This window comes from Pseudaestuariivita sp. (genome assembly GCF_052825805.1).
Genome location: NZ_JBRBVB010000002.1, coordinates 70,088 through 94,314, shown reverse-complemented (window position 1 = coordinate 94,314; position 24,227 = coordinate 70,088). Strand labels below are relative to the sequence as shown.

Annotated in this window: 19 protein-coding genes; 4 read left to right on the top strand and 15 right to left on the bottom strand. The window is 67.6% G+C overall.

What is annotated here, in order from left to right; genetic code table 11:
* Positions 1-140: 140 nt before the first annotated feature.
* From ACU0B3_RS01530 to pcaF, 10 genes are all read right to left on the bottom strand, one after another.
* A complete protein-coding gene (locus ACU0B3_RS01530; RefSeq protein WP_446259045.1) occupies positions 141-1,307 on the bottom strand; it encodes a phage major capsid protein in 1,167 nt (388 codons plus the stop codon).
* A complete protein-coding gene (locus tag ACU0B3_RS01525; RefSeq protein ID WP_446259044.1) occupies positions 1,304-1,879 on the bottom strand; it encodes an HK97 family phage prohead protease in 576 nt (191 codons plus the stop codon). Before ACU0B3_RS01525 ends, ACU0B3_RS01530 begins: the two co-directional genes overlap by 4 nt.
* Before the next feature lie 24 nt (positions 1,880-1,903).
* Positions 1,904-2,143 (bottom strand): GTA head formation protein, RCAP_rcc01685 family, encoded by a 240-nt coding sequence (locus ACU0B3_RS01520; protein WP_446259043.1) that lies wholly within the window; start codon positions 2,141-2,143, stop codon positions 1,904-1,906.
* Entirely contained in the window at positions 2,136-3,305 is a 1,170-nt protein-coding gene (locus tag ACU0B3_RS01515; RefSeq protein WP_446259042.1) for a phage portal protein, read from the bottom strand. The genes ACU0B3_RS01520 and ACU0B3_RS01515 overlap by 8 nt, the downstream gene beginning before the upstream one ends.
* A 184-nt stretch (positions 3,306-3,489) precedes the next feature.
* A complete protein-coding gene (locus ACU0B3_RS01510) occupies positions 3,490-4,860 on the bottom strand; it encodes a DNA-packaging protein (protein WP_446259041.1) in 1,371 nt (456 codons plus the stop codon).
* On the bottom strand, positions 4,781-5,113 hold the full coding sequence (locus ACU0B3_RS01505; protein ID WP_446259040.1) for a hypothetical protein: 333 nt from the start codon (positions 5,111-5,113) through the stop codon (positions 4,781-4,783). Before ACU0B3_RS01505 ends, ACU0B3_RS01510 begins: the two co-directional genes overlap by 80 nt.
* 212 nt (positions 5,114-5,325) lie before the next feature.
* Positions 5,326-6,483, bottom strand: a complete 1,158-nt coding sequence (mltG, locus tag ACU0B3_RS01500; RefSeq protein ID WP_446259039.1) for an endolytic transglycosylase MltG — start codon at positions 6,481-6,483, stop codon at positions 5,326-5,328.
* Positions 6,484-6,574: 91 nt separating this feature from the next.
* On the bottom strand, positions 6,575-7,831 hold the full coding sequence (gene fabF, locus ACU0B3_RS01495; protein ID WP_446259038.1) for a beta-ketoacyl-ACP synthase II: 1,257 nt from the start codon (positions 7,829-7,831) through the stop codon (positions 6,575-6,577).
* Between the two features lie 266 nt (positions 7,832-8,097).
* Complete coding sequence (locus ACU0B3_RS01490; RefSeq protein WP_446259037.1) at positions 8,098-9,561, bottom strand: class I adenylate-forming enzyme family protein; 1,464 nt, start codon at positions 9,559-9,561, stop codon at positions 8,098-8,100.
* Between the two features lies 1 nt (position 9,562).
* Positions 9,563-10,768 (bottom strand): 3-oxoadipyl-CoA thiolase, encoded by a 1,206-nt coding sequence (pcaF, locus tag ACU0B3_RS01485; RefSeq protein ID WP_446259036.1) that lies wholly within the window; start codon positions 10,766-10,768, stop codon positions 9,563-9,565.
* Positions 10,769-10,968: 200 nt separating this feature from the next.
* Here pcaF and ACU0B3_RS01480 point away from each other — a divergent pair, with 200 nt between their 5' ends.
* The 4 genes from ACU0B3_RS01480 to ACU0B3_RS01465 are packed head-to-tail and all read left to right on the top strand — an operon-like array spanning position 10,969 to position 15,784.
* Complete coding sequence (locus ACU0B3_RS01480; RefSeq protein WP_446259035.1) at positions 10,969-11,601, top strand: paraquat-inducible protein A; 633 nt, start codon at positions 10,969-10,971, stop codon at positions 11,599-11,601.
* Positions 11,598-12,290: a paraquat-inducible protein A gene (locus tag ACU0B3_RS01475; RefSeq protein WP_446259034.1), complete on the top strand. Its 693-nt coding sequence runs from the start codon at positions 11,598-11,600 to the stop codon at positions 12,288-12,290. Before ACU0B3_RS01480 ends, ACU0B3_RS01475 begins: the two co-directional genes overlap by 4 nt.
* The gene (locus ACU0B3_RS01470; protein ID WP_446259033.1) at positions 12,287-15,229 is read left to right on the top strand and encodes an MlaD family protein; all 2,943 of its coding nucleotides are present in this window, start codon (positions 12,287-12,289) and stop codon (positions 15,227-15,229) included. The genes ACU0B3_RS01475 and ACU0B3_RS01470 overlap by 4 nt, the downstream gene beginning before the upstream one ends.
* Before the next feature lie 3 nt (positions 15,230-15,232).
* Complete coding sequence (locus ACU0B3_RS01465; protein WP_446259032.1) at positions 15,233-15,784, top strand: PqiC family protein; 552 nt, start codon at positions 15,233-15,235, stop codon at positions 15,782-15,784.
* A 223-nt stretch (positions 15,785-16,007) separates the two neighbouring features.
* Here the strand turns inward: ACU0B3_RS01465 and ACU0B3_RS01460 are convergent, their stop codons facing one another.
* The 5 genes from ACU0B3_RS01460 to ACU0B3_RS01440 form a co-directional block, all read right to left on the bottom strand.
* Complete coding sequence (locus ACU0B3_RS01460; protein WP_446259031.1) at positions 16,008-18,638, bottom strand: molybdopterin-dependent oxidoreductase; 2,631 nt, start codon at positions 18,636-18,638, stop codon at positions 16,008-16,010.
* A complete protein-coding gene (gene nirD, locus ACU0B3_RS01455; RefSeq protein WP_446259030.1) occupies positions 18,638-18,967 on the bottom strand; it encodes a nitrite reductase small subunit NirD in 330 nt (109 codons plus the stop codon). Before nirD ends, ACU0B3_RS01460 begins: the two co-directional genes overlap by 1 nt.
* Before the next feature lie 127 nt (positions 18,968-19,094).
* Entirely contained in the window at positions 19,095-21,587 is a 2,493-nt protein-coding gene (gene nirB / locus ACU0B3_RS01450; RefSeq protein WP_446259029.1) for a nitrite reductase large subunit NirB, read from the bottom strand.
* Complete coding sequence (locus ACU0B3_RS01445; protein WP_446259028.1) at positions 21,544-22,479, bottom strand: GAF domain-containing protein; 936 nt, start codon at positions 22,477-22,479, stop codon at positions 21,544-21,546. Before ACU0B3_RS01445 ends, nirB begins: the two co-directional genes overlap by 44 nt.
* Positions 22,479-24,197, bottom strand: a complete 1,719-nt coding sequence (locus ACU0B3_RS01440; protein ID WP_446259027.1) for an ABC transporter ATP-binding protein — start codon at positions 24,195-24,197, stop codon at positions 22,479-22,481. Before ACU0B3_RS01440 ends, ACU0B3_RS01445 begins: the two co-directional genes overlap by 1 nt.
* Positions 24,198-24,227 lie beyond the last annotated feature (30 nt).

Genomic DNA, 24,227 nt, shown 5'->3' with positions numbered 1-24,227 from the left:
CTTGTTCGGGCGCGCCAGGGCCCTGTACTGCTCGGACGGAGGAGAGCAGCTAGACAGCACAGGTTTGGAATGCCCAAACGCGCCCACGGGCGGGACAAGGACCGGCGTGCCGGCCCTCGCCTTCCCGTGATCGACCTCGCTTACGCCAGGCCGAACTTCAGCAGCTTGATCGCGGCAAAGTCGCTCACGTCACCGCCCACACGCTTGGTCGCGTAGAAAAGCACGTTGGGCTTGGCCGAGAACGGGTCGCGCAGCACGCGCAGGTCCGGGCGCTCGGCGATGGTGTAGCCGGCGGCAAAGTCGCCAAAGGCGATGGCCGTTGCGTCGCTGCCGATGTCGGGCATGTCCTCGGCAATGACCACCGGGTAGCCCATGAGGCGCGCCGGCTCACCCGCCGCAAGACCGTCGGACCAGAGGAACCGCCCGTCGTTGTCCTTGAGCTTGCGCACGGCGCCCGCGGTGCGGGAGTTCATCACGAAAGTGGCGTTGGCGCGGTAAGCTGCCCCGAGCGCGTAGACAAGATCGACGATCGAATCCGCACCGTCAAAGTCGCCGTCGACGCCCGTCGGCACGTAGCCGAGGTTGCCCCAGGTCCAAATGTCCTGATCGACGGCGGCGTGGTTCAGGAACCCGCGCGGCTTGCCGGCGCCATCGCCGACGACGAAGGCGGAGGCTTCGGTGCGTGCGAACTTGTCCGCGATGCGTGCCGCGAGCCAACCCTCGATGTCGAACGCCGCATCGTCGAGCAGACGCTGAGAGGCTTTCGGCAGCGCCGAAAGCTCATGCAGCGGGATGACGATCCGGTCGATCTGCGGCGTGCCGGTCTCGGCGGTCGCGGTGACTTCATCCGCCCAGCCCGCGCCCAGATCGGTGTGATCGACCAGCACGTCATACGACGTCGCCTCGACATTCACGACCGTCGCAATCGCGCGGAGCGAGGCTTGCGAGGAGAGCGCGCCCTTGACCGCTTCGGAGGTCATCGGATCGACGAGGTACCCACCGTCCGAGTTGATCGCGGTGGTCATCGACTTGCCTTCCAGCTCGACGCCGCGCAGGCCGTCGTCTTCGCCGGTGCGCAGATAGGCGCCAAACGCCTTCTGGTGCGGCGCTTCGAAATCGGTGGCACCTGCCAGCGCCGGGCGGCGGTGGGCGGTCATCTTGCGGTCCATCTGGGTCATGCGGCTGTCCTGCTCTTTAAGTTGCATGTGAATGTCGGACTGGAATGCGTTGAAATCGCAGATGAAGTCTGTGACAGCAGTCTTCACCTCGGTGACCGGGTCCGAACCGGTGCCTGCCTCTGTGCTCATGTGCCGTATCCTTTGGCTGAGTGAACGTGTTTCTTGGTTTTATGGCTGTATGTCAGAGCCTTGCGAGCCTCTGTGAAAGTCGATTTGAGCGTCAGGAGGTCCTGCGCGTAGGACGCTTCCGCCTTGGCGCCGATCTGCGCATCGGGCAGCATCGGGAAGGTGACAAGCGACACCTCCCAGAGCTCCACATCCGTGAGGACGCGGCGGCCCTGCTGGTCGCGATGCGCCTTGACCGTCCGATATCCGATGGACAGACCCTCGATGGCGCCTGCGGCGACAAGCGCCGCGGCCTCGCGTCCTTTTTCCACGGTTTCAAGCAGTTGCCCAGCGACCTTCAAGCCCTTTGTGTCTTCGACCACGCTGTGCCAAACGCCGATGGGTTGTGCCGGGTCGTGCTGCCAGAGCATCTTGATCCGGCGGCCTTTGGCGAGCGAGCGGGCATAGGCCCCCGGCGCGACAATGTCGCTGCCCTGATCAGGCACCCCAAAGAGCGAGGCGTAACCCTCGATCCGCACTCCGTCGATCATCTGCACCGCGTCGTCAAAGCGGCAAAACTTGCGCTCAAGTTCCATGGAAATGTCCGTTTGTTGAGTATGTTACGGGGCGACGTTGAGAATCTGCTCGAAGGCTTGCGCGAGGATCACGGCGACCACGCCGTAGACCGTCAGCCAGAGCCTTTTTTCGAGCCGCTCCATCGCCTGCTCGATCCGGTCCATCCGGGCGCCAAGCCCTTCGACCTGCAGCTTGGTGACTTGCTCATGCGCGGCGAGACGCATCGCGGGCGCGCAATCGAACGGTGCGTAGCCGACGGTGGGGCTGTCCCTTCGTTCACTCATCGCCGATCTCCAACGGCGGCAGGCCGAGCAGCTGACGCTTTTCCGCGTCACTGAGGAAGTCCGCCTCCCCGATGGAGCGCCACTGCGCCTCACGTTCGGCGGAGAGCGCGGCGATCTGATCGAGGTCGGGTTTCAGCGCCACGCCGTCCCCCGAAAACCCATCGAGCCAGTGGCCGAGATGCGCCGTGACCTTGCTCACGAGCGGCAGCACCGTCAGGCGGTAGAAGGCGCGGTTGGCCTCCTGGTAGTTCGAGTAGGTCGCGTCGCCAGGCACGCCCAGCAGCATCGGCGGAACGCCAAAGGCGAGCGCGATCTCGCGGGCGGCGGCCTCCTTGGTCTTTTGGAACTCCATGTCCGAGGGGCTGAACCCCATCGGTTTCCAGTCGAGCCCCCCTTCGAGCAGCATCGGCCGCCCGGCGTTGCGCGCGCCCTGGTGGTAGCTCTCCATCTCGTTCACGAGCCGGTCGTACTGGTCGGAGGTCATCTCGCCTCCGTTCGCCTGCCCGCTGTAGACGATCGCCCCCGAGGGCCGCGCGGCATTGTCGAGCAGCGCCTTGGTCCAGCGCGTCGCGGAGGTGTGCACGTCGAGCGCCATGGCAGCCGCTTGGAGCGGCGAGAAGCCGTAGTGGTCGTCCTGCGGGTGGAAGGCGCGGATGTGCGTGACGCTTTCGGTCGTGAAGCGGTGTTTGCGCCCGCCCACGGCGTATTCGTAGCCCGCGGGCCAGCCGTCGGCGCCGGGCACCACGTGCATGCGGTCCGAGCGGAGGATGTGCAGCTCGTGTGGCAGGGCGTCTTCTACGCCAACCGCCTCAAGGTAAGCGTTGCCGCTCAGGAGGAGCTGGCCGTAGAGCGCCTCGAACATCTCTGCGCGGCTTTGCGCGGCGTTGGGGCGGGCAAGCAGCGCTTGGACGGGGTGGGTCTCGTAGCGGCGCTCTGCGTCCTGACAGAGGAGTGGTACGGCGGCGGCAGCTTCAGCGATCAGCTTGACGCAGCGAAAGCCGACCGGGTTGCTCGCGTAGCCGGTACGTGTCAGCGAAACCTGATCGCGGGGCGACCACGCCACCCGGCCCGAGCTCGCATAAGCCACGACGGGGCCGGCGGCGCTCGCCTTGGCCTCGGGCGCCGTGCCGGCCGCGCTGCGTTTGAGAAAGTCGAAAACCATGCTCTGCTCCGATTGGCGGGGGCGTTGATCCTTGCGCAGAAGGTATCCGCACCGGGGTGAAGGCCGGGTTTGGGAAAAGGGCGCCGCGTTAAGATTTGGGTAAGGACCCGATTGGGTCTGGATGGGTGCGAGCACCCATCCTACGGGGTGGGCGGGTAGGATGCGGTGCGCGCACCTATCCCGGTCAGATCGCGCGCATCCGGGGGCGGGCCCAGGCCTTGGCCGGGTCGATCATCAGGTCGGTGAGCGCCCAGACGAGCGCGTCGGTGCGGTCCGGCGAGCCTTTGCCGGTAAAGCCCGTATGGGTCATCTGGCACATCTCGTCCTCGAGCGCGCCGAGGCCGCGGAGGTGGTGGACGCGGCCTTGCTCGTAGAGCGCGGCGACGGGCTCAGCCCGGGCGGCTTTGCCACGGCTGGCGTGGACCGCCTTGAACGGGACGCTCGGGTCGATCTGGCGCAGAAGCGTTTCGACCAGGGCGCCGCCCTGGTTGACCTCGGCAACCAAACGGTCGGCGTCGTGTTCGTGGAGCGCGGCGAGCGCCGCTTTTGCCCAGCCGGTGGGAGACGCGCCCTGGATCGAGGCGTCGGCGAGCACGTAGGCCTTCCACTCTTGCGGCGGGCCTTGGGTGACTGCGCCGACGACAACGATGCCGCAGGCGTCGGCTTTGCCACCCTCGCTGACGGGCGGGTCGACGGCGACGACGATGCGGTCGAGCGTCGGGGCTTCTTCCACCCTGCCCGCCTCGACCATCTCGTTTGTCCAGAGCGCGCCGTCGATGTCGGTGAGGAGGACGCCGTCGAGTTCTTGCCGTCCGAGCCTTGTGCCGGCGTAGCGGCGCTCGACCTCTTCGAGGAAGGTGCTGGCGAGATAGGCGGCGTTCGCCTCGGTTGGCGCGTGGGTCTGCACGGTGCTTTCGTGGGCGAGGATGTCGCGCAGATGCGGCACGTTCTGCGGCGTCGTCGTGATGCACTGCCGAGGCGCATCGCCGAGGCGCAGCGCGAATTGCAGGTTGTCCCAAGCCTTGGCGCCGTCGGGCCACTTGGCCAGCTCGTCACACCAGGCGGCGTCGAACTGCGGTCCGCGCAGACGCTCGGGGTCGCGGGCGGAAAAGCAGTGAGCCGTGGCGCCGTTCGGCCATTCGAGCATCCGCCGGGTCGCGATCCATGTCGGGCGCCGGTCGGGCGGCGAGACGGCGAGGATGCCGCTTTCGCCGAACACCATGACCTCGCGCGCCTGTTCCAAGGTCTCGGCCACCAGGGCCACCCGGTGGGCCCGGCCGGGATCGAGGGGTTTGGACCCTTCGACCTGCGACCGGACCCATTCCGCGCCGGCACGCGTCTTGCCCGCGCCGCGCCCGCCGAGGCACACCCATGATCGCCAGTCGCCCTCGGGCGGCAGCTGGTGCGCATGCGCCCAGAATTCAAAAAGAAACGGGAGAGCCAAAAGCTCCCCCGTCCCCAACTCATTCAGAAACTTATTCTGGACCTCCGCAGGTGCGGAGGCGAGCCAGACGGCACCCGATTTCACGCCGTGCGGCGTCGAAGTCGAGTGCATAGTCCTTACCGGGTGCAATGCCCTGGACATCCCTCTTTCGCTCATCAAGCCTCTTTTCCAAGTCGAGTGCCGACCGTATCCATCCCGATACTTCCGTCAGCATCCGTTTCCCAGTTGCACCCGAGCTCATATCGCCCGCTGCCGCTTCGTCCGACCAGGTGGCCAGGTTCTGCCGCAGCACGCGCAATTGCCGTTCGAGGGTGTCCAATTGGTCCTCGACCGACAGGTCTCCTTGCGGAGTGTTGATGGTCATATGTGCTCAAGCCTCTCATGGGAGTGTTGCTCCGCACGAGGGACATGAAAAAACGGCCCGGGATGCCCCGAACCGTTCAAAGCCATGTCTCCTAGCTTGCCTGAATGTCTACGTCAGACCGTGCGGTGAGTCAAGCAAAAATGCTTTAAGATCGCCGTGCAAGCGTTCGTAAACGTTACGTTTTCTTTAGGTCTGTACGAGGCGCCGCAGCTCTATTGATCCGCGCGTTCCGCCTCGATCCGGCGCCAGACGGCGACGTTGCGGTTGTGCTCTTCAAGCGTTTGCGCAAACGCGTGACCGCCCGTGCCGTCCGCCACGAAAAAGAGGTAGTCCGTGCTGTCGGGGTCGAGCGCAGCCTCGATCGCAGCGCGGCCCGGATTGGCGATGGGCGTGGGCGGCAAACCGGGGATTACGTATGTGTTGTAAGGGGTTGCGCGACGAAGTTCACTTTGGCGCAGACCCCGTCCCAGCACACCTTCGCCGTTCGTGATGCCATAGATCACCGTCGGGTCGGTTTGCAGGCGCATGCCGCGGTTGAGCCGGTTAATGAACACGCTCGAGACCTGGCGCCGCTCCTCGGCGACGCCGGTCTCCTTCTCGATAATCGAGGCGAGAATCAGCGCCTCCTCTGCGCTTTCGAGCGGCAGGTCCGCCACGCGGCTTTCCCACGCCTCGGCGAGGATCCGGGTCTGAGCGGCCGCCATGCGGTCCACGACGCTTTCGACCGTGTCGCCCTTGCGCACCTCGTAGCTGTCGGGCGCGAGGGAGCCCTCGACGGGCATATCGTCCACCTCGCCGGTCAGGAGCGGCACCGATTGCAGCGCATTCACGATCTGCCAGGAGGTCGCGCCCTCGGCGATGGCGACGCGTATGCGCGTGTCCCCGGGCGTGTCGTAAAGCGCGGCGATCGCGGCGGGCGCCTCCTCGGCGGTCGGGTCATAGGCGGCGGTCTCGGCATAGCGGCCGGTCTGCGGATCGAGCTCGCGCAGCTGCACCTCCTGCCGGGTCACGCCGATGCGGAAAACCATTTCGGTCCCGCAGGTCGAGGCGCCGCCGCGGGTCACCTGGTCGACGATCTCGGACATCGAGGCGCCTGCCGGGATAAGGTAGGAGCCGGCCTTGAGCTCGTCCGTCTTGTCCGCGTAATCCGCACCGATGCGGAACACCTGCGCGCTCGAGATCGCCCCGTCGCGGGCAAGGTTCTCGGAGACGCGGGAAAAGGTCGAGCCGCGCGCCACCTTGAGGCACATCGGCTGCTCGAGCGGGCCTGCGGTCGAATATTGCTCCTGCCCCCACAGCACCAGCCCGCCGGCGAGAAACACCAGCACGGTGAGCAGCGTCAGGGTATTGGCGGCAACGTGGCGCCACATGGCTCGCACCTCTTGATCGGCTCAGGTTGGTCGGCTTGTGCTGGTCGGCTCAGACTGGTCAACCCGGGAGCCTTGCAGACGTAAGCGCCCATCAGACCTTTTTGAAGATCACGCTCGCGTTGGTGCCACCAAACCCAAACGAATTCGACAGCGCGACGTTGATCTCGCGGTCGTGCTTGGCATTGGCGGCAAGGTTCAGCTTGGTCTCGACGGCGGGGTTTTCGAGGTTGATCGTCGGCGGCGCGACCTGGTCGCGGATCGCGAGGATCGAGAAGATCGCCTCGATTGCACCGGCAGCGCCCAAAAGGTGGCCCGTCATCGACTTGGTCGAGGACATGGTGGCCTTGGCCGCCGCATCGCCCATCAACTTTTCGACCGCGCCCAGCTCGATCGTGTCCGCCATGGTCGAGGTGCCGTGCGCGTTGATGTAGTCGATGTCAGACGGCTCAAGGCCAGCCTTGCGCAAAGCCATCTTCATGCAGCGCAGCGCACCGTCGCCGTCCTCGGACGGTGCCGTGATGTGGTAGGCGTCGCCCGAGAGGCCGTAGCCCACGATCTCGGCGTATATCTTGGCACCACGTGCCACGGCGTGCTCATATTCCTCGAGGATCACGACACCCGCGCCCTCGCCCATCACAAACCCGTCGCGGTCGGCGTCATAGGGGCGGGATGCGGCTTGCGGATCGTCCGAGCGCTTGGTCGAGAGGGCCTTGCAGGCGTTGAAACCCGCGATCCCGATTTCGCTGATGGAGGCTTCCGCGCCGCCGGCGACCATCACCTCGGCGTCGCCATCCTTGATGAGCCGTGCCGCGTCGCCAATTGCATGCGCGCCCGTCGAGCAGGCCGTCACGACCGAGTGGTTTGGACCTTTGAAGCCGTATTTGATCGACACCTGACCGGAGATCAAGTTGATGAGCGCGCCCGGAACGAAGAAGGGCGACACGCGGCGCGGACCGCGCTCCTTGAGCACGATCGCGGTCTCGGCAATCGAGTTGAGCCCGCCGATGCCCGAGCCGATCAGAACGCCGGTCTGTTCCAGCGCCTCGGCATCCTCGGGAATCCAGCCGCTGTCCTCGACCGCCATCTGCGCCGCAGCCAGACCGTAACGGATGAAGGTGTCGACCTTCTTCTGCTCCTTCGGGACCATCCAGTCGTCGACGTTGAACGTCCCGTCCGAGCCGTCGCCCAGCGGCACTTCGCAGGCGTAGTTGGTGGCGAGATGCGAGGCGTCGAACCGCGTGATCGTGCCCGCGCCCGACTGCCCGTCCAGAATGCGCGACCATGACGCCTCGACGCCGCTTGCCAGAGGCGTCACCAGCCCCAGGCCCGTTACCACAACCCTGCGCATCCGCTCTTGTCCTGTCGTTTGCCAAACTTGGCGCGCTCATACCTGACAACCCGGCCCAGCCGCAAGCCCGGCGCAGCGCGCGGGCGGGCATTTGCGGGGTATGACAAGCAATCGCAAACTAGCTGCATTCGAAAGGGATGTTCACGCGCCGTCCCGGGGGTGGCGCAATCGCGCCGCCCCCGGGACGGCGCGGCCTGACGTTGCCGTCAGGCGGGTGCTTTGACTTAAGGCTGCACGTACAACGTTTAGCCTCGCCTGTTCTAACCCTAATCCTCCCGCAGCTGCCTCTTGAGCACCTTGCCGTAGGCATTGCGCGGCAGCTCGGACAGGTAGCGGTAGGCGCGCGGGCGTTTGTAGCGGGCGATCTGCGCGAGGCAGAGCGCATCCAGTTCGGCTTCGGTGGCGGTACCGACCACGCAGGCCACAACCGTCTCGCCATAGACGGGATCGGCACGGCCGATGACGGCGACTTCGGTGACGTTCGGGTGCGTGGCGAGCACCTCTTCGACCTCGCGGGGATAGATGTTGTAGCCGCCCGAAATGATCAGGTCCTTGGACCGGTCCACGAGTGTCAGGAGGCCGTCGGCGTCTATCCTGCCCACGTCACCCGTGCGCAGCCAGCCGCCGGCAAAGGTCTGGACGGTCGCCTCGAGGTTCTTCCAGTACCCCGCACAGACGATGTCGCCGCGCACGGCAACTTCGCCGGAGGTGTCCGTTGGGAGCGGTGTGCCGTCAGAGTCGAGGATCGCGACTTCGACGCCTTCCTGAGCATACCCGGCAGAGGCTTTCAGCCTCTCATCTCCCGTGCCCAGCTGCCGGCGGGTGAGCGCGGAGATGGTCATGGGCGCCTCGCCCTGACCGTAGAGTTGCGCGAGCTTTGGCCCGTAAGCCTCGAGGAACGCGTCAATATCCGCCACCGGCATGGGCGCGCCGCCGTAGATCGCGGCCTTGAGCGGCGCAAGGTCGGCTCCCGTGGCCACCAGACGCCGAAGGATCGCGGGCGCGGCAAAGAAGACGGAGCCGGGCCAGGTGGCGATGAGCGTTTCGAGTTCGGCTTCCTGAAAGCCGCCCGAAGCCGGAATGACCTGCACGCCTCCTTGGCGCAGGATCGGCAGCGCGTAGAGGCCGGAGCCGTGACTCATCGGCGAAGGGTGCAGGATCGCGGGCCACGGCGCTTCGGGGTCGACGGAGGCGAGGTAGCCTTTGCAGGCCGCATCGAGATTGCGGTGGGTGATCATCGCGCCCTTCGGACGGCCCGTCGTGCCGGAGGTGTAAAAGAGCCAGGCGAGGTCGGTGTCGTCGATTTCGGTAGGCGGTGCGGGCTCCAGCAAGTCCTCCCAGTCTGCGCCTGACATGGTGACGACGGGCACGCCGGAGGCGGCAGCTTGAGGCGTGAGGGCTGCGGAGGCACAGATCAGGTTGGCCTCGCTGTGGGTGAGGATCCACGTGGTCTCCGCTTCGGCAAGGCGGGCATTGATCGGGACCGCCGCCGCGCCGCACCACCAGATCGCCAGCAGCGTTTCGATGTAGGCCGGAGCGTTCGCCGAAAGGATAGCGATGCGGCTGCCGGAACCGAGCCCGCGCGCGGCAAAGGCCGAAGCGCGACGGGACACGCGGTCCTTGAGGTCGGCAAAGGTCCAGAGCGTCTCCGCGCCCAACGCCACAGCGGGGGCGTCCGGGCGGTCTTCCGCGTGGCGGATCAGATCCGCGACGGCGGGCGCGAGCGGCACGTCAGACCCGCTCGAGCGCGAGGGCCAGCCCCTGCCCCACGCCAATGCACATGGTGGCAAGCGCGCGGGTGCCGCCCGTATTCTGCAGTTCGAGCGCCGCAGAGCCGACGATGCGGGCGCCGGACATGCCGAGGGGGTGGCCCAGCGCGATGGCGCCTCCGTTCGGGTTCACGCGCGGGTCGTCGTCAGGCACCCCCAGCGCACGAAGGACGGCAAGCCCTTGCGCGGCGAAAGCCTCATTCAGCTCGATCACGTCGAAGGCGTCCATGCCGAGCCCGAGCGGCGCACAAAGCCGTTGCGTCGCCGGCACCGGCCCGACGCCCATCACGCGCGGCGGAACGCCCGCGGCGGCACCGCCAAGCACCCGCGCGATGGGGGTGAGGCCGTGGCGTTTGGCGCCTTCCTCCGAGGCCAGGATCAGAGCCGCCGCCCCGTCGTTCACCCCCGAGGCGTTGCCCGCCGTCACGGTACCATTTTCGCGGAAAGGTGTGCGGAGGCGGGCGAGGTCTTCGGCAGTGGTCGACGGGCGCGGGTGCTCGTCGGTGTCCACCACCTTCGGGTCGCCCTTACGCTGCGGGATTTCGACGGGCGTGATCTCCTGCGCCAGCCGCCCCGAGGCGATGGCCTGCCCGGCCTTGACCTGCGAGCGGAGGGCGAAAGCGTCCTGATCTTCGCGCGAGATGCTGTGGTCTTCGGCGACGTTTTCGGCCGTCTCGGGCATCGAGTCGATGCCGTACTGCGCCTTGAGCACCGGGTTCACGAAGCGCCAGCCGATGGTGGTGTCGTGGATTTCCGCGCTGCGGGAAAAGGCCGTCTCGGCCTTGGGCAAGACGAAGGGCGCGCGGGACATGCTTTCGACCCCGCCCGCAAGGCAGAGGTCCGCCTCTCCGGCGCGGATCGCGCGGGCGGCGGCCAGGACCGCGTCCATGCCCGACCCGCACAGGCGGTTGAGCGTCGTGCCCGGGACCGCCACCGGCATCCCGGCCAGCAAGAGCGCCATGCGCGCGACATTGCGGTTGTCCTCGCCGGCCTGATTGGCGCAGCCCATGTAGGTGTCGTCCACCCGCTCCCAATCGACGCCGCTGTTGCGCGCCATGAGCGCCCGAAGCGGGATCGCCGCCAGGTCATCCGCGCGCACAGAAGACAATGCGCCGCCAAAGCGCCCGATGGGCGTGCGGATCGTGTCGCAGATTAATGCCTCGGGCATGGCGCTCTCCATGTGTCTCGCGGCAGAGCCGCTGGCAGCAGGTTTGGCGCGGTGCACAGCGGAGTGCAAGGAGAGGCAGAGGCGGAGGCGGATCGGTCCACAAGAGCTGGCGCACTAGATATGCGATGAAACCGAATCGCGATTGTCAAGTTGGCACAACATGCTGTAAATTAATCCCACCTGAGGGGGTAAAAAGAGCAGTGAGCACCCAGGCCAACGACGCGCCCGGTGCGTCAGGCGATCTGATCGCCTGTCCGCATTGTGATGCGCTCTACCGTGTGACCACCGTCGCCAAGGGCGAACGGGTGAATTGCGCGCGCTGTCACGCCCCCCTGATCCATCCGCGCGCGCACGCCGGCCTCTTCATCATCGCGCTGGCGACGGCTGCGATGGTGCTGATCGTGGCGGCGCTGTTCCTGCCGTTTCTCGAAATCCGGCGCATGGGCTTTTCCAACGGCGCGAGCCTGATCGACGCGGCGCTCGCGTTCAGCGGCGGGCCGATGGTGGTCCTGTCGCTGGCGGTCGTGGCGATGATCGTGGCGCTGCCGCTGACGCGGCTGATGCTGACGGTCTACGCGCTGACGCCGCTGGTGCTGGAGCGGCGGGCCTGGCCCGGCGCGCGCCGCGCGTTTCTCTTGAGCGAGCGGCTCAAGCCGTGGTCGATGGCCGAGATCTTCATGGTCGGCTGCGTCGTGTCGCTCTTCAAGCTGACGGATCTCGCAAGGGTCGAGTTCGGGGCCGCGTTCTGGATGTTCATCGCCTTTGTCGCGCTGGTCTCTGTGCAGGACCGGCTGATGTGCCGCTGGTCGGTCTGGCGGGCGCTCGAGCGATGAGCGGCGCGGTGCAGGATACGGTGACGGCGCGGGACAAGGGCCTTGTCGGCTGCCGCGACTGTGCGCGGGTCTGGCCCATGGGGACGGAGCGCTGCGGGCGCTGCGGCAGCACGCTCACCTCGCGCGACACGCGGAGCTTGCAGCGGGTCTGGGCCTGGTGGATCGCCGGCATCATGGCCTACATCCCGGCCAACACCTACCCGATGCTGCAAACGCGCACGCTCTTTCAGACCCAGGAGGACACGATCATCGCTGGCGCGCTCGATCTGGCCTCCTACGGCGCCTACGGGATTGCAGCGATCATCCTCTTTGCCTCGGTGGTGATCCCGCTGGCCAAGTTCTTTGCCATCGCTTACCTCGCGCTCTCGGTGCGGCAGGGCGCACGGATGCGGCCGGAGCGGCGGTTCTTTATCTTTGAGATCGTGGAGTACATCGGGCGCTGGTCGATGATCGACGTCTTTGTCGTGGCCATCCTGTCCGCGCTGGTTCAGCTGAGCGCGGCGGCCTCGATTGCGCCGGGGATCGCCGCGCTGGCCTTTGCCCTGTCGGTGGTGTTCACCATGCTCTCGGCGCAGAATTTCGATTCCAGGATGATCTGGGACCGGCTGAGCGAGGGCGACGACGCAGCGCCCGAAGGCACGCGCAAAGCCAAGACACATCAAGAGCCCAAAGGAGCGGCCAAGGCGTGAGCGACGACATCCCAGAGGCGCCCCGGGCGCAGGGCACCAAGCGCAAGGCGCGCGGCGCCTCGGTCGTGTGGCTCGTGCCGCTCGCGGCGCTTTGCGTTGCGATCTTTGTCGCCTGGACAACCTACGCCGACCGCGGGCCCGTCATCCGCATCGCGTTCGAGGACGCGGGCGGCATCCTGCCGAACGAGACCGAGCTGCGCTTTCGCAACGTGCCTGTGGGCGTCGTCGAGGAGGTCGCCTTCAACGCCGACCTGACGCGGGTGCTCGTGGACGTGCGCCTCGACAAGGGCGTCGCGCCGTTTGTCGACGAAGGGGCCGAGTTCTGGGTCGTGCGCCCCGAAGTCTCCACCAGCGGGGTCACGGGCCTGCAGACGGTCCTGTCGGGCGTCTACATCGCCGGCAACTGGGACGATGAGCCGGGCGGCACGTCGGTCTCGTACCTCGGACGCGACGCGGCGCCACTGGTGACCGCCTACCGGTCCGGCACGCTGATCGAGCTGCGCTCGACCCGGTCGCAGGGGCTCTCGGAGAACAAGCCCATCGTCTACAAGGGCATCGAGGTCGGCCGCGTGGGCACCGCGCGTATCTCCCAGGACGGCGATGCGGTGGTGGCGAACGCCATCATCTACGAGGACCACGTGCGCCTCGTCTCCAGCGCGACGCGGTTCTGGGACACCTCGGGGTTCAGCTTTTCGCTCGGGCCGAACGGCGCCGAGCTGGATTTCTCCTCGCTCGCCTCGCTGGTCTCTGGCGGGATCACCTTCGACACGCTGGTGTCGGGCGGCACTGCACTGGAGGAGGGCATGTCCTTTGCCGTCTTCCGCGACCAGTCGGCGGCGCGCAACTCGGTCTTTGAGGAGAACGACGGCGAGACGCTCACCGTGCGCATGGTGTTCGAGGAAAACGTCAGCGGCCTCGCCGCAGGCGCGCCCGTCGAGTGGCGCGGGCTGCGCATCGGGGAGGTCGTCTCCGTCTCCGGGATCGTCGATGAGGCGCGCTTTGGCGACGCCCGCGTGCGCCTTCTGGCAACGGTCGATGTCCGTCCGGCGCGGTTCGGCCTCGGACGTGCGACCACAACGGAAGAAGCGTTCGACTACCTCGAGCGGCGCGTGGCCAACGGCCTGCGCGCGCGGCTCGCCACAGCCTCGATCCTCACCGGCGGGCTCAAGATCGAGTTCGTGGTCGACCCCGATGCAACCGAGGACACGCTCGACCGCAATGCTGAGCCCTTCCCGATCTTCCCGGTCACGGCGGGCGACATCGCCGATGTCTCCGCCACCGCCGACGGCGTGCTGCAGCGCGTGAGCGCCCTGCCCTTCGAAGAGTTGCTCGACAGCACCATCGCCTTTCTCAACAACGCGACCGCACTGGTGAGCAACCAGAGCCTGCAGAACACCCCGGCGGAGCTGCTCGGGCTGGTGACCGACGCCCGCGGCGTCGTCAGCTCGGACGCGGTGCAGGCCCTGCCCGCCGACATCCAGACGCTTGTGACCGACCTGCAATCGGCCAGCGGCGATCTCAGCGCGCTGCTGTCGGATCTGCGCGAGGCGAACACCGCCGAGCGCCTGCTTGCCGCCATCGACCAGGCGGGGCTCGCCGCCGAAGCCGTGACCGCCGGCCTGGCCGGCCTGCCGGATCTCACCGAGCGCGCCACGACGCTGCTCGACACGGCCAACACTTTGCCGCTGGTCGACCTGGTGACCGAAGCCGGCGGGGTCGCGACCGAACTGCGCACGGTCCTGGCCTCCGACGCGACCCAGGCGCTGCCCGCCACGGCGGTCGAGGCTCTGGGCGCTTTGCAGACGTTGCTCGCGGATCTCAACGAGGCCGGAACCGCCGCAAGCCTCAGCGATGCGCTGACCCGCGCCGGTGAGGCGGCGACGGCAGTCGAGACCGCGATGGAGGGCGTGCCGGAGCTGATCGAGGGGGTGAACACCCTCGTTGCGACCGCCAACACCTTGCCGCTGCAGACGCTGATCGCCGACGCGCAGGGCCTTGCCGTGGAGGCGCGCGCGCTGCTGTCGTCCGAGGCCACCCGCGCCCTGCCCGCCAGCGCGACCGCTGCGATCACCGAACTCGAGACGCTGCTTTCGGGGCTCAACGAAGCGAACACCGCGCAGACGCTTTCGGAGACGCTCGTGAGCGCCGGCGAGGCGGCGACCGCGGTCGAGACCTCCGTCGCGGGCCTGCCGGGCGTCGTCGAAGAGCTCGACACGTTTGTGACAAACGCCAACACGCTGGCGCTCGACGAGCTGGTGCGCGACGCCCAGGGCCTTGCCGCCGAGGCGCGCCGCCTCTTTGCCGCGCCCGCGCTGCAAACGCTGCCGGCGTCGGTGTCCGGCGCGGTGGCCGAGCTTGACACGCTCTTGACCGGGCTGACCGAGGCGAACACGGCGCAGACGCTCGAGACCGCACTGGTGGAGGCCGCCTCCGCCGCCGAAGCGGTCGAGCTGGCCGTCGAGGGCATTCCCGGTATCATCACCCGGATCGACACCATCGCCGCGCGCGCCGAAGAGGTGCCGCTCGACGAGCTTGCCGCCGAGCTGGAGCTTTTGCTCAACGCCGCCACGCGCCTCATCGGCGACACGAGCGAGGCGGACCTGCCCGACGCGCTCGCCTCCGCACTGAGCGAGGCAGAGGCGGCGATTGCCGACCTGCGCGCCGGCGGGCTGATCGACAGCGCCAACGCCACCATGGCCTCCGCCCGGCGCGCGGCCTCCGCGATCGAAGACGCCGCCGGCGATCTGCCCGCGCTTGTCTCGCGCCTCTCGGCGACGCTCACGCAGGCCCAGTCGACGCTTGCCGGCTTTGACGGCAACTCCAACTTCAACCGCCAGACCACCCAAGCGCTGCGCGAGGTGGAGCGCGCGGCCAAGGCGGTCTCCGACCTCGCCCGCACGCTGAACCGCCGGCCAAACTCACTTATCCTGGGACGCTGATCCATGATGCTACGGACTTTCCTGACTGCCCTGTCGCTGCCGCTGATCGCCGCCTGTGGCGGGCAGGACGTGCTGGCCACCGCCCCCAAGGTCGCGGTGACCGAGCGCGTCCCGTCCCACTTCCGCAGCATCGAAGTGGTCGAGGTGTCGCTGCCGAACTACGCCTCCGGCGAGCAGGTCGCGGTCTCCGAAGACGGCGCGCTTGTGCTCTCGGACGTGCTCTGGGCGGATGATCCGGTGCGCGCGGTCACGCTCTCGCTGGCGCGCAACCTCACCGAGCTCACGGGCGCGCGCGTCGCGCCCGAGCCCTGGCCCTTCGACGGGTTCGCCGCCGCGCGCGTCGATGTGCGCGTCGAAGAGCTGCTCGTCGTAGATGGCGCCCTGCGCATGTCGGGTCAGTATTTCGTGGCCGACCTCGACGGGCTTGGCCGGGACCACGCGCACCTCTTCGACGTGGCCGCGCCCTTGACGGACCTCACAGCCGGCACCACCGCCGCCGGCCGCGCCGTACTGATCGCAACGCTCGCGCGGGAGATTGCGAAGACGGCGCTTTAGGGCGCCGGCGAGCAAAAGAGAGGCGCCTAAACCGAAGCACGCGCCTGACAGGCACTGTCAGGCCGCGCCGACCCGCCCCCGTCAAACCGAAGGTTTGCCTTCGGCAAAGCGGGCGGCGCGATTGCGCCACCCCGCGGGTCGGCGCGTGCCCTGGCGGTGCTCGGATTTCAGGCGAAAGCGCCCCTCAATCAATACAAAAGTTGCCCGGGCAATGATCGCCGGCCTACTCCGCGGCAGCATCCAGCGCGAGCCGGCTGAGGAGCGTCGTGATCTCTGGCCGGCACGACCCGCAGGTCACACCCGCGCCCGTCGCCTCGCAGACACGCGCAAGGTCGGGGCCCAGCTCTTCGGCAGCGGCGAGGATCGTGTTCGCCCCGACGCCCATGCACGAGCAGATCGTCGGCCCGGGATCGGGCGCGTCCCCCTTGGGACGCGCGGCCAGCACGCCATCGAGCGGCTGCCCGATCAGCCCGGCCACATGCTCCCGCGCCACGGCCACAGGCTGCGGCGCGACAAAGAGCGCGGCGACAAGCCGGCCCGCCGGGTCCGCAAACGCCAGCCGCACCGTGCCGGACGCCGGATCACTCAGCACCTGCGGCGCGGCCTCCAGTCCAAAAAGAGTTTGCGCATACGCGGTCCAATCGTCCGGCGCCACGAGACCCGCAATCTCCGTCCGCCATCCCTGCGCCGTGCGCACGCGCGCCCAGTAATCGGCCTCCACCTCGGGGCGTTCGGCAGCAACGGCAAATCCGTACCACGCCGCCTCGAACCGAGTGATCGCCACGACGCTCGCCTTGCTCTCCGGCTGCCCGCTCACGGGGTCCACCGCAGGGGCAACCACCGCGTCGATCCGTCCCGTGGGCGCGGTCTCGCCCGTCCAGTGCATCGGTGCAAAGGGCGCGCCTCGCGCCGCCCCGTCCGTCACCAGCACGCGCAAGACGGCTGTGCCATGCGGGCTGTCGACCCGTGCGAGATCGGCCGGCGCCAGCTGCAGGTCGGCGGTATCCTCCGGGTGCAGCTCGAGGAACGGCTCCGCGAGGTGCCGCGACAGCCGGGGCGCCAGCCCCGTGCGCGTCATCGTGTGCCACTGGTCGCGCGTGCGCCCTGTGTTCAGCCGGTAGGGATAGCGCGGCGTGCGCCTCGCCTCGGGCGGCTTCTGGCGCACCGGCACGCACCGCGCGCGTCCGTCCGGGGTAAAGAACATCCCGTCCCCAAAGAATCGCCCGCCTGCGCGCGTGGCCGAAGCCGGCCAGCGCTGCGGCTCAAGCGCGTCGTATTCGGCATCCGAGACATCTTGAAGCGCGCTGATGTCAAAGTCCCGCCCGAGCCGCCCGGCAATCCCCGACAACGCAGCATGCTCGCGAAAGACCTCCGCCGCCGAGCGGTAGTCGAAGGCTTCCGTCCAACCCATGCGGCGGCCCACCTCGGCAAAGATCGCCCAGTCGTGGCGCGCCTCGCCCGGCGCGCCGAGTGCAGGGCGCTGGCGGCTCATGGTGCGGTCCGAGTTGGTGACCGTTCCGTCCTTCTCGCCCCAGCCCGTCGCCGGCAGCAGCACGTCGGCAAGGCGCGCGGTGTCGGTCTGGCCGGTGATGTCCGACACGACGGTGAACGCGCAGCCCGCGATGGCGGCGCGCACGGCATCGGCGTCGGGCATCGACACCGCGGGGTTGGTGCAAGCGATCCAGAGCGCCTTGATCCGGCCCTCGCCCACCGCGCGGAACATGTCGACCGCCTTGAGGCCCGGCGCCTCGGCGATGCGCGGGGCGGACCAGAAGGTCTGCACGGCCGCGCGGTGCGCGGCGTTCTCGAGGTCGAGATGCGCGGCCAGCATGTTCGCGAGCCCGCCGGTCTCCCGCCCGCCCATGGCGTTGGGCTGGCCGGTCACGCTGAGCGGCCCCATGCCCGGCTTGCCAATGCGCCCGGTGGCGAGGTGGCAATTGAGGATCGCGTTCACCTTGTCCGCGCCGCTCGTCGACTGGTTCACGCCTTGGCTGAAGACCGTGACGGTGCGCTGGGTTTCCGCGACCATCCGGTAGAATGCCGCAATGTCCTCGGGGTCGAGACCGGTGGCAGCGGGATCGTCTGCCCTAGCCGCCTCCAGCGTTTCTTCAAAGCCGGACGTATGCGCCTCCAAAAACCGCGGATCGAGCGCGCCTTGCTGCGCCAGATGCGCCAAAAGACCGTTGAAGAGCGCGACATCCGTACCGGGCTTCAGCTTAAGGTGGAGGTCGGCGATGTCACAGGTCGCAGTGCGGCGCGGGTCGATCACAACGACTTTGGTGCCGCGCGCGGCGCGGGCGGCCACGAGCCGCTGGTAAAGCACCGGATGGCACCACGCGAGGTTGGAGCCGACGAGCACCACCAGATCGGCGAGCTCGAGGTCTTCATACGTGCCCGGCACGGTGTCGGTGCCAAAGGCGCGTTTGTGCCCCGCGACGGTGGAGGCCATGCAAAGGCGGGAGTTGGTGTCGATGTTGCCCGAGCCGATGAAGCCCTTCATCAGCTTGTTGGCGACATAATAGTCTTCGGTCAAAAGCTGGCCCGAGACGTAAAATGCGACGCTGTCCGGGCCGTGCTCAGCGATGGTCTCCTTGAAACGGGTTGCGACGAGGTCGAGGGCTGTGTCCCAGCTCGCTGTCTCTCCGCCCACTTGCGGCGCGAGGAGCCGGGTGCCGAGGCCGACCGTCTCCCCCAGTGCCAGCCCCTTGGAGCAGAGCCGGCCGCGATTGGCCGGGTGATCTGGATCGCCCTCGACAGTGACGCCGCTCGCGCCGTCGGCGCGCAGTTTGACCCCGCACCCGACCCCGCAATAGGGACAGGTGGAGCGCACTTCGGGCAGGCCGGCGCCATCCATCAGGCGGCTTTCCGCGCCAGCAAGGCGGCGTCGATCAGGATGCGCCCGTCCTCAACCTTGGCCGGGTAGGTCTCGATCCGCCCCTCGTCGGCGCCTTGCGCCACCCCGGTTTCGAGGTCGAACACCCAGTTGTGGAGCGGGCAGGTCACCTTGTTGCCGTGCACGATGCCTTCGGCCAGCGGGCCTTGCTTGTGCGGGCAGGTGTTGGAGGTGGCGTAGACGGTGCTCTCGCCCGTGCGAAAGACCGCGATGCAGCCCTGATGGGTGGTGACCTTGCGGGCGCCGCGCAGGGGGATGTCCCCGATGGCGCCGATGTCGATCCAGCTCATATGCTGGCCTCCTTGGGTTGGTTGGGTGCGAGGCCCCGGATCAGGTCCGGGGCGGGTCGGATCAAGTCCGGGGCGTGGCGGCAATCCCGTCCCGGGCCTGACCCGGGACCTCTGCGAAGAAAGCCCGTCATTCCGCCGCCTCCAAAGTGAGGTTGGCCAGCGGCTGGAAGGTCTCTGCAACCTCCGCCCCGGCACGCTCCGCCCACGGGTCCTTCTGGTAGATCGACTGGCTCAGCTCGAACGCCGCAACGAGCCGCCCGCGTTCCTCGGCGAACCCAAGCGTCTCCTGCACCCAGTCGAGGCCGACCTTGGCGATCCACTTGTAGGCGCGGTCGAGGTACTTGGCGTTCTCGCGGTAAAGCTGGACAAAGGCGATCACCCACTCCATCGCCTCCGCTTCGGTGGCGACCTTCACGAGCGGTTCGATCTCCTTGAGGTCCATGCCTGCCGCGCCGCCGACGCCGATCTCGTAGCCGGAGTCGACGCAGACGATGCCGATGTCCTTGCAGGTCGCCTCCGCGCAGTTGCGGGGACAGCCGGAGACGGCGAGCTTGACCTTGTGCGGGGTCCATGACCCCCAGAGCGCCTGCTCCAGCTTCACACCGAGCCCGGTCGAATCCTGCGTGCCGAAGCGGCAGTGGTCCGAGCCGACACAAGTCTTTACCGTGCGCAGGCCCTTGGCATAGGCGTGGCCGGAGACCAGACCGGCCTTGTTCAGGTCCGCCCACATCGACGGCAGGTCCTCGCCCTTGACCCCCAGAAGGTCGATGCGCTGGCCGCCGGTAACCTTGACCGTCGGCACGTTGTACTTGTCGGCGGCATCGGCGATGGCGCGCAGCTCGGTCGCGTTGGTGAGCCCGCCCCACATGCGCGGCACCACGGAGAACGTGCCGTCCTTCTGGATGTTGGCGTGCTTGCGCTCGTTGACAAAGCGGCTTTGCGGGTCGTCCTGGTACTCCACCGGCCAGTCGGCGAGAAGGTAAAAGTTCACCGCCGGGCGGCAGACATGGCAGCCGTTGGGGGTGGACCAGCCGAGCTCCTGCCAGACGGCGGCCTGGCTCTTGAGCTCCTTCGACTTGATGAGGCGGCGGACGTCCTCGTGGGTGAGGTCGGTGCAGCCGCACATGGGCTTGGCCGCGGGTACGACGAACTTGTCGCCCAGCGTGAACGACAGGACTTGCTCCACAAGCCCCGTGCAGGTCCCGCAGGAGGACGACGCCTTGGTCGTGGCTTGGACTGCCGCGAGGTCGGTGGCACCGTCCTCGATGGCTTCGACGATCTGACCTTTGCAAATGCCGTTGCAGCCGCAGATTTCTGCGTCAGCCGGTAAGGCTGCAACGGCCGCCATAGGGTCCAGGGCGGCTCCTCCCTGGTAAGCGGGTCCAAAGATGAGCGTGTCGCGCATCTCGGTGATGTCGGTCTTGTCCTTGATGAGGCCGTGGAACCAGCCGCCATCGGCGGTGTCGCCGTACATGACCGCGCCGATGAGCTGGCCGTCTTGCAGGACGAGCCGTTTGTAGACCCCGCGCGAGGGGTCGCGGAAGACGATGTCCTCCCGGTCGTCCCCGTCGGCAAAGTCGCCGGCAGAGAAGAGATCGCAGCCGGTGACCTTGAGCTTGGTCGCGGTCTCGCGGTTGACGAAGGCGGCCTCCTCGCCTGCGAGCGTTTGTGCCGCGACCTTGGCTTGATCGTAGAGCGGCGCGACGAGGCCGAAGACATCGCCGTTGTGCTCGATGCACTCGCCGATGGCCAGGACGTCTGCGTCGCTCGTGACCATAGCGTCGTCCACATGGATGCCGCGCCCGGTCGCCAGTCCCGCCTCGGACGCCAGAGCCGTCGCCGGGCGGATGCCCACGGCCATGACCAACAGATCGCACGGCAGCTCGGTGCCGTTGTCGAGCTTGAGCGCTTTGACCTTGCCGTCCTCGCCGAGGATCTCCTTGGAGTTGGTGGAGACAAGTACGTTGATCCCGCGCGCCACCAGCTCCTTGCGCAGGAGATACCCCGCTGCCTCGTCGAGCTGCCGATCCATCAGCCAGGGGTTGATGTGAATGACCGTGACCTCGACACCGCGCAGGCGCAGGCCCGCCGCCGCCTCCAGCCCCAGAAGACCGCCGCCGATCACCACCGCCTTGCCGTCATCAATGCCCGAGGCCGCGATCATGCGGTTGGTGTCTTCGAGGTCGCGGTAGGCGATCACCCCGTCGAGGTCATGGCCCGGCAGCGGGATGATGAAGGGGCTCGAGCCCGTCGCGAACACCAGCTTGTCGTAGGCAACCGCACCGTTCTCGCCGTGCACCACCTTGGCGTCCCGGTCGATGGAGACGACGCGCTCGCCAAACCGGCAAGTCACATCGTGCTCCGCATACCAGGCGTCGTCATGGGTGACGATCTCCTCGTAGGTGCGCTCGCCCGAGAGCACCGGGGAGAGCATGATGCGGTTGTAGGTGCCGCGCGGCTCGGCGTTGAAAAGCGTGACCGACCAGGCGCCCGGCATGTCCTCGAAGACGTGCTCGAGGAAGCGTCCGGCGGCCATGCCTGCTCCGATGATGACTAGGTTCTTCACCTCGATCTCCTTAGCTGTACCAGGCCACGACGTGGCTGATGGTGTCGCCGGCATGGATGGGCAGCGCGACGACGGAGGTGTGCCCGCCCGGAAGTCCGGCCAGTTGGCGTTTGGCGATGGGGATGCCGTCCGAGGCGACGTTGCCGATCACGCCCTGCCAGGCGGCGGCGCGCGTCTTGGGCTCTTCGAGGCCCAGCGGGCCGTCGGTGCTGCAGACGCCGTCGATGAGGACGGCGCCGCCCGCCGTGCCGACGACGGCCTTGCGGGCGTCCCAAATCTCGAACCGGCGGGCGAGCGGCGTGCCGCGCGCGGAGAGGAGCGCCAGCACGTAGCTGCTGTTGCCCGGCACTGGCACCGGCAGGCCGAGGCCAGTGGTCAGTCCAGCCTCCCCGGCGCTCTCGGCGCGCACGAACTTGTAGCCTGACCCGAGGTTGCGCATCAAAAGCGGCGTGCCGGTGGACCAGACGCTGCCGGGCATGCCTTGCCCGCGCGGGAATTGCGTGTGGCGGCTCACCCATTCGAAGTGGTCGGCGGAGCCAAAGTAGCCATCGTCGAGCTTGAGCACGCCGCCCTGGTCCGACCAGACTTCGATGGCGCCGATCCGGTCGTCGCCGTCACCGCAGAGCGTGACCAGCACCGCCTTGAGCGTGTCTCCGGCAAAGACCGGGACAGCGACGGCGGCTGTCAGGCCCGCCGCATGTGCCGCCTCGATGCGTTTGAAGTAGGACCCTTCAAAGCCCTTGAGCACCACCGGGCGCCCTTCGGACCAAGCCTTCCCGGGAAGGCCCTCGCCCTTGCCAAAGGTCTCCTTGCCGGAGACCGCCTTGAAGTCGTCGAGGTCGCCGTAATCGCCGCCTTTCCAGACCAGCCGGTCTCCTTCGGGCACCCAGACTTCGGAAACCTCGACGAAGGTGCGGCTGGTTTTGGCGTCCTTGCCGTCCAGCATCACGCCGCCTCCTGGTCTTTGGCGGGCTCGGGCTCTGCTTCCGCCTCGGCGGCAGGCGCTTCGCTCGCGCTCTTGCCATGGGCGCCGTGCTCATACTCCTCGAGGAAGTTCAGCACCTGTTCGCGGTAGAGGTAGTAGTCCGGGTGCGCGAGCAGCGCCTTGCGGGTGCGCGGGCGCGGCAGGTCCACGTCAACGATCCGGCCAATCGTGGCCTGCGGCCCGTTGGTCATCATCACCACGCGGTCAGCGAGGAGGATCGCCTCGTCCACATCGTGCGTCACGCAGATGGCCGTGACCTTGGTGCGGGACCAGACCTCCATCAGCACCTCTTGCAGCTCCCAGCGCGTGAGGCTGTCGAGCATCCCGAAGGGCTCATCGAGGAGCAGCAGCTTGGGAGAGAGGGCAAAGGCCCGGGCGATGCCCACCCGCTGCTTCATCCCGTTCGAGAGATCCAGCGCGGACTTGTCCATCGCGTCGGCCAGCCCCACCCGCTCGAGGTAGTATTCCACGACGTCGTTCCGCTCGGCGCAGCTCGCCTTGGGGTAGACCTTGTCGACCCCGATGGCGCAGTTCTCCCGCGCGGTGAGCCACGGAAAGAGGCTCGGCGCCTGAAAGACAACCGCCCGCTCGGGGTCCGCGCCCTCCACGTGGCGGCCGTCGAGCTTGATCGCCCCCTTGCTGATCTCGTTGAGCCCCGCGGCCATGGTGAGCACCGTGGACTTGCCACAGCCCGAATGCCCGATGAGCGAGATGAACTCGCCCTTGTTCATCTTGAGGTTAAAGTCCTCCACCACTGTCAGTGGTCCCTTGGGCGTGGGATAGACTTTGTGCAGCTGGCTGAAATCGAGGTAGCGCTCCTCGATCGAGCCTTTCTGCACGTCCGCCACTGCCGTGGGCACGCCATGGATGGGCGTGACATCCGGCAGGATGCGCGCGCCTTCGACCTTGGACTCGATCCCGACGTCCATCAGGTACTTCGTGACGTCCGAGCGCAGCGCCTTGAAGGTCTCGTCGTGGTTCATCGCAGACCGGTCGCGGGGGCGCTGGATGGTGACCTTGAACTCCTGCCCCAGCGTGCCGTCGGGATTGAGCGCGATGATCCGGTCGGCCAGCGTAATCGCCTCGTCCACGTCGTTGGTGATCAGCACGCAGGTCTTCTTGTCGGCCTGCCAGATCGCCTCGATCTCGTCGGCGAGGTTGGCACGGGTCAGCGCATCGAGCGCCGAGAGCGGCTCGTCGAGGAGGAGGACCTCCGGGCTCATCGCCAGCGCGCGTGCCACGTTCACCCGCTGTCGCATCCCGCCCGACAGCTCCGCCGGACGGCGCTCGGCAGCGTGGGCCAGCCCCACCATCTTGACGTAATGCGCGACCTTCTCCGCCCGCTCCTTGCGGGACAGGTTGGGAAAGATCGTGTCCACCGCCAGCCCCACATTGCCGTTCACCGTCAACCACGGCATCAGCGAGTAGCTTTGGAAGATCACGCCGCGCTCAGGTCCTGGCCCGGTGATCGGCGCGCCTTTGAAGGTGGCGGCGCCCGTCGTGGGCGTCTCGATCCCGGCAAGCAGGTTGATCAGTGTCGTCTTGCCCGTGCCGGAGAAGCCGAGGAGGACGAGGAACTCGCGCTCCTCCACCTCCAGGGTGATGTTTTTCAGAACTTCGGTCGCGGCGGTGCCTTCGCCAAAGCTCTTGGAGACGTTGTCCAGTTTGAGAATGCTCATCATCTTTCCTTTCGCGCTACCGCTTCGCTA

What these genes read in the sequence shown, in the direction of transcription:
- ACU0B3_RS01515 (WP_446259042.1), bottom strand. Translation starts at nt 3,305, where the DNA reads ATGGTTTTCGACTTTCTCAAACGCAGCGCGGCCGGCACGGCGCCCGAG.
- ACU0B3_RS01440 (WP_446259027.1), bottom strand. Translation starts at nt 24,197, where the DNA reads ATGAGCATTCTCAAACTGGACAACGTCTCCAAGAGCTTTGGCGAAGGC.
- mltG (WP_446259039.1), bottom strand. Translation starts at nt 6,483, where the DNA reads ATGTGGCGCCACGTTGCCGCCAATACCCTGACGCTGCTCACCGTGCTG.
- ACU0B3_RS01510 (WP_446259041.1), bottom strand. Translation starts at nt 4,860, where the DNA reads ATGCACTCGACTTCGACGCCGCACGGCGTGAAATCGGGTGCCGTCTGG.
- ACU0B3_RS01530 (WP_446259045.1), bottom strand. Translation starts at nt 1,307, where the DNA reads ATGAGCACAGAGGCAGGCACCGGTTCGGACCCGGTCACCGAGGTGAAG.
- ACU0B3_RS01465 (WP_446259032.1), top strand. Translation starts at nt 15,233, where the DNA reads ATGATGCTACGGACTTTCCTGACTGCCCTGTCGCTGCCGCTGATCGCC.
- ACU0B3_RS01460 (WP_446259031.1), bottom strand. Translation starts at nt 18,638, where the DNA reads ATGGATGGCGCCGGCCTGCCCGAAGTGCGCTCCACCTGTCCCTATTGC.
- nirB (WP_446259029.1), bottom strand. Translation starts at nt 21,587, where the DNA reads ATGCCGGCGACACCATCAGCCACGTCGTGGCCTGGTACAGCTAAGGAG.
- ACU0B3_RS01520 (WP_446259043.1), bottom strand. Translation starts at nt 2,143, where the DNA reads ATGAGTGAACGAAGGGACAGCCCCACCGTCGGCTACGCACCGTTCGAT.
- pcaF (WP_446259036.1), bottom strand. Translation starts at nt 10,768, where the DNA reads ATGCCCGAGGCATTAATCTGCGACACGATCCGCACGCCCATCGGGCGC.
- ACU0B3_RS01505 (WP_446259040.1), bottom strand. Translation starts at nt 5,113, where the DNA reads ATGACCATCAACACTCCGCAAGGAGACCTGTCGGTCGAGGACCAATTG.
- ACU0B3_RS01445 (WP_446259028.1), bottom strand. Translation starts at nt 22,479, where the DNA reads ATGCTGGACGGCAAGGACGCCAAAACCAGCCGCACCTTCGTCGAGGTT.
- fabF (WP_446259038.1), bottom strand. Translation starts at nt 7,831, where the DNA reads ATGCGCAGGGTTGTGGTAACGGGCCTGGGGCTGGTGACGCCTCTGGCA.
- ACU0B3_RS01525 (WP_446259044.1), bottom strand. Translation starts at nt 1,879, where the DNA reads ATGGAACTTGAGCGCAAGTTTTGCCGCTTTGACGACGCGGTGCAGATG.
- ACU0B3_RS01475 (WP_446259034.1), top strand. Translation starts at nt 11,598, where the DNA reads ATGAGCGGCGCGGTGCAGGATACGGTGACGGCGCGGGACAAGGGCCTT.
- nirD (WP_446259030.1), bottom strand. Translation starts at nt 18,967, where the DNA reads ATGAGCTGGATCGACATCGGCGCCATCGGGGACATCCCCCTGCGCGGC.